This window comes from Rahnella rivi, from assembly GCF_019049655.1.
GTDB classification, from domain to species: Bacteria; Pseudomonadota; Gammaproteobacteria; order Enterobacterales; family Enterobacteriaceae; genus Rahnella; species Rahnella rivi.
The window spans coordinates 38,656-50,640 of record NZ_JAFMOX010000040.1; the positions used below are offsets into that span (position 1 = coordinate 38,656).

15 protein-coding genes are annotated in these 11,985 nt (G+C 51.9%); 5 read left to right on the forward strand and 10 right to left on the reverse strand.

Translation table 11 applies throughout. The features are described from left to right. Positions 1-28 precede the first annotated feature (28 nt). Both J1779_RS01770 and J1779_RS01775 read right to left on the reverse strand, forming a co-directional pair. Positions 29-1,318: an HlyC/CorC family transporter gene (locus tag J1779_RS01770; protein WP_056772791.1), complete on the reverse strand. Its 1,290-nt coding sequence runs from the start codon at positions 1,316-1,318 to the stop codon at positions 29-31. Between the two features lie 16 nt (positions 1,319-1,334). Continuing rightward, positions 1,335-2,126 (reverse strand): cytochrome C assembly family protein, encoded by a 792-nt coding sequence (locus J1779_RS01775; RefSeq protein WP_056772789.1) that lies wholly within the window; start codon positions 2,124-2,126, stop codon positions 1,335-1,337. Between the two features lie 164 nt (positions 2,127-2,290). Here J1779_RS01775 and ffh point away from each other — a divergent pair, with 164 nt between their 5' ends. The 5 genes from ffh (at position 2,291) to rplS (ending at position 5,894) form a co-directional block, all read left to right on the forward strand. After that, entirely contained in the window at positions 2,291-3,652 is a 1,362-nt protein-coding gene (gene ffh / locus J1779_RS01780; protein ID WP_056772787.1) for a signal recognition particle protein, read from the forward strand. A gap of 189 nt (positions 3,653-3,841) precedes the next feature. Then, a complete protein-coding gene (gene rpsP, locus J1779_RS01785) occupies positions 3,842-4,090 on the forward strand; it encodes a 30S ribosomal protein S16 (RefSeq protein WP_056772785.1) in 249 nt (82 codons plus the stop codon). 18 nt (positions 4,091-4,108) lie between these two features. Then, positions 4,109-4,657: a ribosome maturation factor RimM gene (gene rimM / locus J1779_RS01790; protein WP_056772783.1), complete on the forward strand. Its 549-nt coding sequence runs from the start codon at positions 4,109-4,111 to the stop codon at positions 4,655-4,657. Between the two features lie 67 nt (positions 4,658-4,724). Continuing rightward, positions 4,725-5,468, forward strand: a complete 744-nt coding sequence (trmD, locus tag J1779_RS01795; RefSeq protein ID WP_122096371.1) for a tRNA (guanosine(37)-N1)-methyltransferase TrmD — start codon at positions 4,725-4,727, stop codon at positions 5,466-5,468. 78 nt (positions 5,469-5,546) lie between these two features. Further along, positions 5,547-5,894: a 50S ribosomal protein L19 gene (gene rplS, locus J1779_RS01800; RefSeq protein WP_056772777.1), complete on the forward strand. Its 348-nt coding sequence runs from the start codon at positions 5,547-5,549 to the stop codon at positions 5,892-5,894. A 94-nt stretch (positions 5,895-5,988) separates the two neighbouring features. On the opposite strand, the gene J1779_RS01805 is transcribed toward rplS, so the two are convergent. The 8 genes from J1779_RS01805 to J1779_RS01840 all read right to left on the reverse strand — a co-directional run bounded on the left by J1779_RS01805 (position 5,989) and on the right by J1779_RS01840 (position 11,749). Continuing rightward, complete coding sequence (locus J1779_RS01805; protein ID WP_072158068.1) at positions 5,989-6,171, reverse strand: ogr/Delta-like zinc finger family protein; 183 nt, start codon at positions 6,169-6,171, stop codon at positions 5,989-5,991. A gap of 66 nt (positions 6,172-6,237) precedes the next feature. Beyond that, positions 6,238-7,398: a contractile injection system protein, VgrG/Pvc8 family gene (locus J1779_RS01810; protein ID WP_217202704.1), complete on the reverse strand. Its 1,161-nt coding sequence runs from the start codon at positions 7,396-7,398 to the stop codon at positions 6,238-6,240. Positions 7,399-7,401: 3 nt separating this feature from the next. Further along, positions 7,402-7,872, reverse strand: coding sequence for a phage tail protein (locus J1779_RS01815; RefSeq protein WP_056772772.1), 471 nt, complete (start codon positions 7,870-7,872; stop codon positions 7,402-7,404). Then, the gene (locus J1779_RS01820) at positions 7,869-9,563 is read right to left on the reverse strand and encodes a phage tail tape measure protein (protein ID WP_217202705.1); all 1,695 of its coding nucleotides are present in this window, start codon (positions 9,561-9,563) and stop codon (positions 7,869-7,871) included. The genes J1779_RS01815 and J1779_RS01820 overlap by 4 nt, the downstream gene beginning before the upstream one ends. Next, positions 9,556-9,678, reverse strand: coding sequence for a GpE family phage tail protein (locus J1779_RS01825; RefSeq protein WP_200930282.1), 123 nt, complete (start codon positions 9,676-9,678; stop codon positions 9,556-9,558). Before J1779_RS01825 ends, J1779_RS01820 begins: the two co-directional genes overlap by 8 nt. A 32-nt stretch (positions 9,679-9,710) precedes the next feature. Continuing rightward, positions 9,711-9,995, reverse strand: a complete 285-nt coding sequence (locus J1779_RS01830) for a phage tail assembly protein (protein WP_056772765.1) — start codon at positions 9,993-9,995, stop codon at positions 9,711-9,713. A 60-nt stretch (positions 9,996-10,055) separates the two neighbouring features. Next, entirely contained in the window at positions 10,056-10,565 is a 510-nt protein-coding gene (locus tag J1779_RS01835) for a phage major tail tube protein (protein WP_056772763.1), read from the reverse strand. A gap of 14 nt (positions 10,566-10,579) precedes the next feature. Continuing rightward, positions 10,580-11,749 (reverse strand): phage tail sheath protein, encoded by a 1,170-nt coding sequence (locus J1779_RS01840; protein WP_122096163.1) that lies wholly within the window; start codon positions 11,747-11,749, stop codon positions 10,580-10,582. Positions 11,750-11,985 lie beyond the last annotated feature (236 nt).

Sequence of the window (11,985 nt, forward strand, 5' to 3'; positions counted from 1 at the left end):
TCTTTTTTATGTCTGGAATTTGAGTGGGTTAGTGCTGGTTTACACTGGTCTGTAAAGGATGCAATGGACGGACCTGCACTTGTTTGATCATGTTGTCCTGCACATCCAGAATTTCGACTTCATAATCTTCAATGCGTAAGTTGGTGCCGATTTTAGGGATCTCTTCCAGCACCTCCAGTAACATACCATTCATGGTTCTCGGCCCGTCGGCAGGCAGCGTCCAGTTAAAGGCTTTGTTCAGCTCACGAACGTTCGCACTGCCTTCAATCACCACGGAACCATCGCTTTGCGGCGTCACTTCTTCGGCCAGCGTCGGTGACATCGACGTCGTGAAATCACCGACAATCTCTTCGAGAATATCCTCGACGGTGACCAGCCCCTGAATGTCGCCATATTCATCGACAACAATCCCGACTTTCTTCTTATTACGCTGGAATTTCACCAGCTGAATATTCAGCGGTGTACCTTCGGGTATGTAGTAAATCTCATCGGCAGCGCGCAGCAGATTTTCTTTGGTGAACTCTTTCCGCTCCGTCATCAGCCGATAAGCTTCACGCAGGCGCAGCATGCCGATGGCATCGTCGAGTGAATCCCGGTAAAGCATAATGCGGCCATGCGGTGAGTGCGTCAGCTGGCGGATGATCGATTTCCAGTCATCGTTAATATCAATCCCGACAATCTCATTGCGCGGCACCATGATGTCATCGACCGTGACTTTCTCAAGATCCAGCACTGAAAGCAGCATGTCCTGATTGCGACGGGAGATGTTCGAGCGCGATTCATTCACAATGGTTCTCAGCTCTTCTTTACTCATCGCATCGCTGAGGCTGGTGTTGGTTTTGACACCGCACATTCTCATCAGCAGACGTGAAAGGCTGTTCAGGATCCACACTAACGGCATCATGATGGTCTGCAGAGGACGCAACAGCAGGCTGCTTGGAAAAGCGATACGTTCCGGGTTAAGCGCGGCGAAGGTTTTCGGCAGCACTTCAGCAAACAGCAGCACCACGAAGGTCAGCACGCCGGTCGCAATGGCCACACCGGCATCGCCATATAAACGGATGCCCACAATGGTTGCCAGAGCGGAAGCAAGGATGTTGACCAGGTTGTTGCCGATAAGTACGAGGCTTATAAGCTGATCCGGGCGTTTTAACAGCTTTTCGACGCGACGCGCACCCCGGTTACCTTGTTTGGCAAGGTGACGTAACCGGTAACGGTTGAGTGTCATCATACCGGTTTCGGAGGCTGAAAAATAAGCCGAAACCACCACCATGATGATCAGTGTGATGATCAGGGTTGTTGTCGAGACGTGCTCCAACGGGTATTCCTTTTAATTAATGAACCATGATTTGCTGGATCAGGCGGCTGCCAAAATAGGCGAGAGTGAGCAGGATGGCGCCCGCCATGCTGAACCATACCACGCGGCGGCCACGCCAGCCTTCGTGATAATGGCCCCACAGCAGGACGATATAAACGAACCATGCAAGTATCGACAAAACGGCCTTATCGATATTTTCCGGGCTGAACAGGTTGTTCAGATACAGCAATCCGGTGCACAGCGTCAGCGTCAGTAAAATGACGCCAATCTGGGTGATGTGAAAAAGTTTCCGCTCGATGCTCATCAGCGGCGGCATATCAGCGGTAAATGTCAGACGTTTATTCTTCAGCTGATAATCAAGCCATGCCAGCTGCAGTGCATATAGCGCGGCAATCATCAGAGTCGCATAGGAGAAAAGCGCCAGGCCAATATGGACCAGTAAGCCTTTACTTTCCTCGAGATGCGTAATGAACTCGCCCGGCAGGAAGGTGACGAACGCCAGATTGATCAGCGAAAAACTATACACAATAGGCAGAACAAACCAGCCGCGGTTGCGCGAGGCAACAATGGTCATCACCGTGCCAATAATTAAACTCACGACGGAACCAATATTCACCAGGCTCAGGTTCTGGCCGGTGCTGACATCGAAAATGCGTTGTTGCAGGGCGACCGCATGGCAGACCAGCGCGACGACCACGGAAATCAGTGCCAGACGTCGGTATGCGCTGTTCTTCCGGATGATGCTCGGAATGATCAGTGCGAGGCTGAACAGATAGGCCAACATGGCGACGAGAGCGAAAACTGACATAGCGTTTCAGTGGCATCGAAAAGTGAATGAGAATCGCAGTATAACGTTACCCGCGTCACGCTCCAACCTATCTGAGATACCAAAGCAGAGATCGTCCTCGCTTCGTGTTATAATCCCGCAATTACGTCGCAAAAGCGGCCTGTCATTACGTTGAGCAAGAGACGATGTTTGAGAATTTAAGCGATCGATTGTCGCGCACACTGCGCAATATCAGCGGCCGCGGGCGGCTGACCGAAGAAAATATCAAAGAGACGTTGCGTGAAGTTCGCATGGCGTTACTGGAAGCTGACGTTGCGCTGCCAGTCGTTCGCGACTTCATCAACCGGGTGAAAGAGAGTGCTGTTGGCCATGAGGTCAATAAAAGTCTTACGCCGGGTCAGGAATTCGTCAAAATTGTCCAGAAAGAGCTGGAAAACGCGATGGGCGAGGCGAATACCGAGCTCAATTTAGCGGCACAGCCACCGGCTGTCGTGCTGATGGCAGGTTTACAAGGTGCCGGTAAAACCACCAGCGTCGGTAAACTGGCGAAATTCCTGAAAGAGAAGAAAAAGAAAAAAGTGCTGGTGGTGTCTGCTGACGTGTATCGCCCTGCGGCGATCAAACAGCTGGAAACCCTGGCGCAGCAAGTTGAAGTGGATTTCTTTCCGTCAGATGTACAGGAAAAACCGGTCGATATCGTTCGCCGTGCGCTTCAGCAAGCCAAACTGAAATTTTATGATGTCCTGATTGTCGATACCGCGGGTCGTTTACACGTCGACGAAGCGATGATGGACGAAATCAAACAGGTTCACGCCGCGATTAATCCGGTTGAAACCCTGTTTGTTGTCGATGCCATGACCGGTCAGGATGCCGCAAATACGGCAAAAGCCTTTAACGAAGCGCTGCCACTTACCGGTGTGATCCTGACGAAAGTGGATGGTGACGCGCGCGGCGGTGCCGCGTTGTCGATTCGCCACATCACCGGCAAGCCGATTAAATTCCTGGGTATGGGTGAAAAAAACGATGCCCTTGAGCCGTTCCACCCTGATCGTATCGCTTCACGTATTTTGGGTATGGGCGACGTTCTCTCTCTTATCGAAGACATTGAGAGTAAAGTCGACCGCGCACAGGCTGAAAAACTGGCCAACAAGCTCAAGAAGGGCGACGGTTTCGATCTGACCGACTTCCTCGATCAGCTCAAGCAAATGCGCAATATGGGCGGTATGGCGAGTATGATGAGTAAATTGCCGGGTGTTGGCCAACTGCCAGACAACGTCAAATCTCAGATGGACGATAAGGTACTGGTGCGAATGGAAGCGATCATCAATTCGATGACGATGAAAGAGCGCGCTAAGCCCGAAATTATTAAAGGTTCCCGCAAGCGTCGTATCGCGCTGGGTTCCGGCATGCAGGTGCAGGATGTTAACCGCTTACTCAAGCAGTTTGACGATATGCAGCGCATGATGAAGAAAATGAAGAATGGCGGTATGGCGAAAATGATGCGTGGCATGAAGGGTATGATGCCACCAGGTTTCCCAGGCCGCTAATCGACAACACTGGCTATTTATCAGCCACATAAACGGCCCCAAATGTGCTCAGGCAAATAGCGACGGAGGCAATCTACGCTTTCGATTGCTTTTTGCGCCAAAATGAGTAAAATTTTGGGGCTTTTTATATTGCAACCAGACCCCGTTCCCCGATGGGGTCTGGTTGTTTTATTAACTAAAGAGGATGTTATGGTAACAATTCGTTTAGCACGTGGCGGCGCAAAAAAGCGTCCGTTTTATCAAGTAGTAGTGACCGACAGCCGCAACGCTCGTGACGGTCGTTTCATCGAACGCGTAGGTTTCTTCAACCCATTGGCTTCTGGCCAGGCTGAAGCTCTGCGTCTGGACCTGGATCGTGTTGCCCATTGGGTAGATCTGGGTGCAACCGTTTCTGATCGCGTTTCTGCGCTGATCAAAGACGCTAAGAAAGCAGCTTAATCTGTCGCGGTGGTGGCAATGAGCAAGCAATCCAATCCAGTGGTACCCGCTGAGCCGTTAGTTCTCGGCAAAATGGGTTCAACATACGGCATTCGTGGTTGGCTCAGAGTGTTTTCATCCACCGAAGACGCTGAAAGCATCTTCGAATACCAGCCCTGGTTTATCCAGCGTGCCGGTAAGTGGCAGGTTATCGAGCTGGAAGGCTGGAAACGCCACACTCAGGATCTGATTATCAAAGTCAAAGGCGTTGATGATCGGGATGCTGCGAATCTTCTGACTAATTGCGAAATTGTCGTCGATTCAAAGCAACTACCTGTACTGGAAGACGGTGACTATTACTGGAAAGACCTTTTTGGTTGCCAGGTAGTGACGACTTCCGGTTACGAGCTGGGCAAAATCATCGATATGATGGAAACCGGTTCTAACGATGTCATGGTAGTGAAAGCCAACCTGAAAGATGCCTTCGGACTCAAGGAGCGGTTAATTCCGTTCCTCGATGGGCAGGTTATCAAGAAAGTCGATCTCGCTACTCGCACTGTTGAAGTAGATTGGGATCCTGGTTTTTGACCTCCGTAGTGTTTACTGATGTAAACAACGTCTGGTTGAGCGGTCAAACATTTGGAAGGGGTAGGCTATGTGGATCGGTATAATTAGCCTGTTTCCTGAAATGTTCCGCGCAATTACGGATTACGGGGTAACTGGCCGGGCAGTTAAGAATGGCCTGTTGAGCGTAAATTGCTGGAGTCCTCGTGACTTCGCATACGACCGACATCGTACCGTGGATGAGCGCCCTTACGGCGGTGGTCCCGGCATGCTGATGATGGTGCAACCCTTGCGGGAAGCGATTCATGCAGCAAAAGCAGCGGCAGGCGAAGGTGTGAAAGTGATTTATCTTTCACCTCAGGGTCGCAAACTGGATCAAACCGGTGTTTGCGAACTGGCGGCCCACCAGAAAATTATTCTGGTTTGTGGTCGTTATGAAGGGATTGATGAGCGCGTAATCAAAACCGAAATTGATGAAGAATGGTCAATTGGTGATTATGTTCTCAGCGGTGGTGAGTTGCCGGCAATGACTCTGATTGATTCAGTTTCCCGCTTTATACCGGGCGTTCTGGGTCGTCAGGCTTCAGCAGAAGAAGATTCTTTCGCTGACGGATTGCTCGATTGCCCCCACTATACCCGCCCTGAAGTGCTGGAAGGCATGGAGGTACCGCCGGTTTTACTGTCGGGAAATCATGCTGATATACGTCGCTGGCGCCTGAAACAGTCGCTGGGTCGAACCTGGCTTAGAAGACCTGAACTTCTGGAAAACCTAGCTCTGACTGACGAGCAAGAGGTGTTACTGAGAGAGTTCCAAAAGGAACATCGACTTAGTTAACAAAACTATGAAGGGACCGCTTGAGCACGTTGCCAGGCCTTCCCGATATATCAGTTTACCTAGGGTAAGAGACATATTATGAGCAATATCATTAAACAAATCGAACAAGAGCAGATGAAGCAAGACGTACCTGCATTCCGTCCGGGTGATTCCGTGGAAGTTAAGGTATGGGTCGTTGAAGGTTCTAAAAAGCGTCTGCAGGCATTCGAGGGCGTGGTTATCGCTATTCGTAACCGCGGTCTGCACTCTGCATTCACTGTTCGCAAAATTTCTAACGGCGAAGGTGTTGAGCGTGTATTCCAGACTCACTCCCCAGTAATCGACAGCATTGCTGTTAAACGTCGTGGTGCCGTTCGTAAAGCTAAACTGTACTACCTGCGTGAGCGTACTGGTAAGTCAGCTCGTATCAAAGAGCGTCTTAACTAAGGTATCGCTAACGCGACATCTACTAGTTAATATAGAACAAGGGGTTAGCCATCGGCTAACCCCTTTTTTTTTTGCATCAGTGACGACAAATTGACTATGCCGCAGATGGCTGGTTTCCGCCGGGTTTAGAGATAACCCTGGCGACGGACTCATGTGTGGCAAACGTGCAACTGCACTGAATATTCTGACACTGATGATACCGTTCCTTGGTTGATTCACTCAGATAACGGCTTGAACGTGTGTGGGCAACTTTTCCACAAAGCGGGCAATGCATCATAAAAACCTCCGGCATGACAGTTAGGCGATGAGGTGATTATGAATTCATTAACTTGCAAAAGCAAGTTTATAATGCCGTTATGGATGACTGATAAGTAATATCCGCGGTGTAAACCTTCAAATTCAAGGTGGTAGTGAATCCTTTCTCATTGAGATTATGCACGACAGAGTTAATCACCCACCGCTGGCGGTCTATCACATCCTTGAAACCCTGCACGGTCACGGGCATTTGTGCGCTGAGATCGGCGCGCCCCAGCGCCAGTTTTATGCTGAAGGTTGAAGATTCTGTCTGGATTCGATTGAAGACAGAATCCGCCGCACGCCTGGCAGATTGTTCATCGGGATACAGGGTCGTCAGCAGCAGAACTTTATTACCAGACCCTGCGATATAGCTTTTTGTCTGCTCTTTGGCCGGCGTATTCAATTCTGCTGACGGCGTTACCGATGCAGGATGTTGCTTTTGCGAGTTTGAAGTCTGCGTTGATGTCCGTTTCAGCGCTACGCTCGTCGTTGCTGCTTTCTTCACATCATGCCACTGGGCTTTTACGCTCTCATAGGCCAGCGTATCAACCAGTTTAAACGTGTGGGAATCACCGTCGCTGCGCACCAGCGTGTTCCATGGCAACGCCTGCCCGGAGGCTGTCCGGCCAGTAAAAGGTTTAAAAAACAGGATCGAGCCATTTTTGACCGTGGCCTGGGCTCCGTAGTTTTGCGCCAGTCGTGTGAGAAAGTAGCCATCGTTTTCATCCGTCTGATCAATATGCGGGATCGGAATATTATCGAGATCCTGATCTATAACCGGCAGAGGGAAGTTATTGCGGCTCGCGATAATTCTGACGATCGCGCCCAGCGTATAGTCGTCATAAGACTGACTCCGCTTGGTTTCAAATGAGCCACGAAAATCTGCGCTGCGGGCAGTGACGGCGATTCTGTCAGGGCTTCCGGAATGGGTGACAGTGTCCACCGTAAAATAACCACAATCGTATAAAGCCTGTTTAGACCACCCCATATGCAGGTGTAAAACGGTACCTCTGGCGGGCATCTCCAGCTGCCGGTCGCCGTCGTCAAACGTCAGCGTCAGGGTGTCTGCAGCAAAGCCACTGTAATCGGTCACCGTCAGATTGATCACCCGCTCAGTGATATTCTCTTCCAGGACCTTATTTTTTATCTTAAGGGTAAACACCGGGGCGATGCGTGCGCCGGCGGGCAACTGAAGATCCGTAAGCATGGTTTAGACTCCTGCGATAACACTGCTGACTGCCGAACTCGCCTTGTTATATAAGCCCTCGGCCTGAGCGAGGAGATCGCCAAACATTGCCGCCTGGGATTCATCGACGCGTTTTAAGTTGAGGGTAAAAGTAATAGTGCGCGCCTGACCGCGGGTATTAAATTCGCCGCTGTCCTTGACCAGACTCTCAATGATAAACATGCCATAAATGGTGCCGGTACCTTCAATAAGGGGCCACGCACGGCCCGAGTCCGCCATACTTTGCAATGCCTGCAGATACCGCACTCCCCCGGTGAGCTCCGGTAACAGCTGGCCCTTCAGCGTCAACTTCTCCTGGCCCAAACCGAGAAACTGTGAAACCGCCCGCTGACCAAAACGAGCATTTTCGCCCCAGTTGTAATTCACCTGATGGTTAATATTCTGATAGGGCAGGGAGCTTAATTTGAATACAAATAAGCCCAGCGACATCATCATGAGTAAAACCCTCCATTATCAAACACACTGTGTTGCGCATTTTCGTTATTCCAGTCGCGCTCGTTGAGCGTCCGGGTAATAAAGCTCTGAATTTGCTGGTAATCCGTTTCCGGTGTGGCAGTGAAACTGACATTCATCGTGGTGGTCCGATTATCCGTCAGGCTATTCGCCACGCTGGCTTTGGCCGGTTGATACAGGCTGAGTGTGCCGCCCGTCGCCGATAAAGCGGGATTAAACGCTGCAGGCGGATTTTGAGCTTCTGTCTGTTCGTCAGTGTCGCTGCTGAAAATGTTAAGCACGGAATCGACACTTTTGCGCGCCCAGTTAAATACTTCACCGATTTGAGACACTGCTTTATTCAGCGTCACGAAAATTTCACCGATGGCTGCCCCGACCAATTTGCCGATATCGGTGTAGCCACGCAGTTCGTCCTGAGTGAATTTAATGGGTGCCAGAAGATCGGTAATCCAGCCGAGGGCCGATTTAAAGGGGGCAAAGGCATTGCTTAACGGCCCCATGACTGAACTGAATCCGGCGATCATTCCGCTGACGAAGGCGCTGATCGGCTCCCAGAGTTTCACCACCGCAATCCCGATCCCTGCAATCAACGCGATGACCGGCAACAGCGGCAATCCGATAGCGGTAAACGCAGCAGCGATCACGCCGCCGGTGCTGGTGAAGACTGTGCCCAGCAATCCGGCGCCAGCCATCATCATGTTGACGCCGCTGAGTACCGGCGCGATGGCCATGCCGAGCGAACCCAGCCCGCCAATCACTCCGGTGATCCCCAGCGCCATGCCGAGCAGCGCGTTGACCAGTTGAGGATTATCGGTGACCCAGGTATTGAGCGTGGTCAGCCATTGAGTGGCGGTTTGTGTGAGTTCGCGCAGCGCCGCACTTTGCCCTTCGAAGAGATTGATGCGCAGCGTGTCCCAGGTGGCAAAGAGTTTGGTTATGTCGCCATCCAGATTGTCGCCTTTTACGGTGATGGCCGTTTGTGCCGCCGGCGTTGAACCGTTGAGTTCCCCCGGCGTCTGTGCCAGAACCTGATTGGCATCGAGCCCGCTATCCGCTAACTTTTTCTGCGCGGCCACCACGTCCGCCGGTGAATGACCTGATGTCGCCATCGACAGACTTTGCTGACGCAACGCCGCAACGCGCGGATCTTCTTTTTGCAGGCCCAGCCCCGACTGAAGCTCAGAAAGGCTGACTTGCAGATCCGCGCCGGGTTTGAGAAAGTTTTTTGCCAGTTCCAGCTGAGGCAGGGCGAAGCTGATAGCATCTGAGCTGGCCGATTTCAGTTGCCCGATAATTTCCTCGCGATGCGTAAACTGCTCGCCAGGTTCCATGACTTTCTGCTCAACAACGGCCCGGCGCCCAGCCGAAATACTTTCCGCGCTTCTGCGTTCGGACGCGTATGGATTAACTGGTTTGGCGGGTTTAACTGATTCCTGATCTCCCGCCGACAGCTCAACATACGGTTTCAGGAAATGCGCCAGCGGGCGTGACTGATTATCTAAAGATCTGAGTTCCCAGATAACGTCGCTGATGTCTTCTGACATCGCGTTGTATAAGCTTTTCTTCGGCAGCGTGGTAAACGTCTGCCAGGCGTTCGCCGTGGCCGCTTTCAGCGATTTCAGCTGTTTATTTATTTTCCCCAACGTCGTGGGTAATTGTTCGACATTACTCATCTGTTTTTACTCCGCTGCGTTGCAATGCCTTATAGCGCCAGCTCAACAGATCGGTGAGCGACATGCCGTCCATTTCGGACGGCGGCCAGTGGAAAATCACCGCGATGTCAGCCATCAGATCATCCACGGTGAGGCGGGGGGAGAGCGTTACTCCGCCGGTTTCGGTGATAAAAAACCAATCACCTTGCCTGCCAGCGCAATCAGGTCCGGAAGCTCGAGGCGTGAGCACTCTTCTTTGGTCAGGTTGGGATAAGTGATGCGGGGCAAAAGCGTAATCAGCGCATCGACGTCGGCATTCGCCAGCGCGGCAAGCCCGATGCCACGCAGGCTGCCTGCCGTCGGTTTGGTCACCTGAATTTCAGTAATGTCGGTGTCGCCACGTTTTAGCGGCACATCCAGAATCACGGTGTTGTTGTTGTCAGTCTGGCTCATGCGTTTTCCTGTTTAAGCACAAGTGAAGCCGGCAATGTCTGCCGGCTCTGGGAGGGGGAATTACAGGCCGAGCGCGGTGCGGTGTTGCGCCAGGCGATCAACGCCATTGACGATTTCCACCATATTGACGGTGTCGATCTCAATCAGCTGCTTGCCGTCGATAGTCAGTTTGAAGTAGGTGCACTGGGTGGTGACTTTGGTTTCGGTGTCTTCACCTTGCTTATATTCACCAAAATCAAACTCCTTGTGACGGCCGCGCATCATCACTTCGACCGCTGAGACATCACCGGTATCGTCGCGTTGCAGGGAACCGGCAAAGCGCAGCGGGATATCGGAAACGCTGCCCCATTGTTGCAGAACCAGTTCATCCAGACCGCCGATAGACCATTCCAGCGTCAGTGCATCGTCATCCAGACCGAAATCCACCGCGACTGAACCGCTCATGCCGCCGCCGCGATAGTTTTCAAGCTTGCGGGTCAGTTTCGGCAGGGTGAGTGAGGAAACTAGGCCGAGGTAGCTGTTCCCGTCGTTGAACAGGTTCAGGTATTTTAATTTTTTAGGAAGTGCCATGAGTCATTGTCTCCTTAACTGTTGATGGACGCGGCAAAGTTCACCAGATAAGAGTCGGTGATGCGCTGGCGCAAGGTCAGGTCTTCCAGCGGAGGAACCGGGGTGTAGTCGTAGTCGATATACAATTTGCCGGCTTTCAGTGTTTCCGCTGTGTTTGCGGCTTCGTCGTACCAGCAGTCGCCGTCAATGATGTAACCCGCTGATTTCATTTCACGCATTTTGGCTTTGATGCCGTCGATCATGTCGCGTACCAGCGTCGGGGTCATCGGTTTATCGACCGCCCACATATGCGCTTCGGCCATGGTGTCTGCCAGCACTTGCGCGGTACGGGTGTAGTTTTCGAAAATGAACAGTGAATCGTCGCTGCAGGTACGGTTGCCCCAGAAACGGAAACCGTCTTTGCGCACCAGCGTCGTCACACCCGCCTGGTTCAGCAGATCTGCATCAGTACCACTGGCCTGCAAATCCCAGAACACGCTGGCCGACAGACCGGTCACGCCGTTCACACCCACGTTTGACAGGGTTTTATGCCAGCCGGTTTCCTGGTCGATTTTGGCGCGCAAGCCCAAAGCGCGTGCAGTGGCGTAAGCAATATCAGACTGGCTGGTCGCCGTATTCCAGTTCACAAAATCCGGCCAGATCAGCATCAGTTCACGCTGGCTGAAGTTGTCGCGGTATTTGATTGCATCGGAAAGCGTTTTTGCGCCGTAAGCGCTGATATAACCGAAGGCACGCAGCTGCTGGCAAACGGCTGCCAGCGCGGTTGCGACAGCCTGATTATCCAGCCCAGGGACGCCCAGAATTCGCGGCTTCACGCCCAGTTCTGCCTGCGCAGAAAGCAGTGCCTTCATGCCTGTGTAACGGCCATTGGCATCAGAACCGCCAATGATATTGCTGGTGGTCGCGGCCTCGTCATCGCCAGTGGCAACACGTACCACGACGGTGACCGGTTTACACTGGTCAGCAATCGCCAGAAGCGCAGCGCGCAACGTCCCGCTGGTGCCGGCTTTCCCGCTGGCCGCCAGAACGTCAGTGATAAGAACCGGCGTGTTGAGAGGAAATACAGTGGCATCCGCATCTTCTGCGGTACAAACCATGCCGATAATTGCGGTGGAAACGGTAGAAATAACGCGGGTGCCGTCGTTGATTTCAACGACACGTACGCCGTGATGATAATCAGCCATCAGGGTGACTCTCTCTGTTGTGGGTGGTGAAGCAAGGATGCCGGTTCACAACAAAAAGCGCATTCGATCAGGGGCGTGGGGGCGGTGGCACAACATTGAAATAAAAAAAATCCGTTTATTTCAAATAAACGGATTTTAGAACTAATGTCGATACTGGGATTCTTAGCTTAATAAATATTAAAGTTATTGGTTATGTCTTCAAGTTTTAATGAGAAAATTTAGGATGATTTAAATAA

Coding starts and splice junctions, on each gene's coding strand:
- J1779_RS01775 (WP_056772789.1), bottom strand. CDS start 2,126: ATGTCAGTTTTCGCTCTCGTCGCCATGTTGGCCTATCTGTTCAGCCTC.
- ffh (WP_056772787.1), top strand. CDS start 2,291: ATGTTTGAGAATTTAAGCGATCGATTGTCGCGCACACTGCGCAATATC.
- rpsP (WP_056772785.1), top strand. CDS start 3,842: ATGGTAACAATTCGTTTAGCACGTGGCGGCGCAAAAAAGCGTCCGTTT.
- rimM (WP_056772783.1), top strand. CDS start 4,109: ATGAGCAAGCAATCCAATCCAGTGGTACCCGCTGAGCCGTTAGTTCTC.
- trmD (WP_122096371.1), top strand. CDS start 4,725: ATGTGGATCGGTATAATTAGCCTGTTTCCTGAAATGTTCCGCGCAATT.
- rplS (WP_056772777.1), top strand. CDS start 5,547: ATGAGCAATATCATTAAACAAATCGAACAAGAGCAGATGAAGCAAGAC.
- J1779_RS01805 (WP_072158068.1), bottom strand. CDS start 6,171: ATGATGCATTGCCCGCTTTGTGGAAAAGTTGCCCACACACGTTCAAGC.
- J1779_RS01810 (WP_217202704.1), bottom strand. CDS start 7,398: ATGCTTACGGATCTTCAGTTGCCCGCCGGCGCACGCATCGCCCCGGTG.
- J1779_RS01815 (WP_056772772.1), bottom strand. CDS start 7,872: ATGATGATGTCGCTGGGCTTATTTGTATTCAAATTAAGCTCCCTGCCC.
- J1779_RS01820 (WP_217202705.1), bottom strand. CDS start 9,563: ATGAGTAATGTCGAACAATTACCCACGACGTTGGGGAAAATAAATAAA.
- J1779_RS01825 (WP_200930282.1), bottom strand. CDS start 9,678: ATGGCTGACATCGCGGTGATTTTCCACTGGCCGCCGTCCGAAATGGAC.
- J1779_RS01830 (WP_056772765.1), bottom strand. CDS start 9,995: ATGAGCCAGACTGACAACAACAACACCGTGATTCTGGATGTGCCGCTA.
- J1779_RS01835 (WP_056772763.1), bottom strand. CDS start 10,565: ATGGCACTTCCTAAAAAATTAAAATACCTGAACCTGTTCAACGACGGG.
- J1779_RS01840 (WP_122096163.1), bottom strand. CDS start 11,749: ATGGCTGATTATCATCACGGCGTACGTGTCGTTGAAATCAACGACGGC.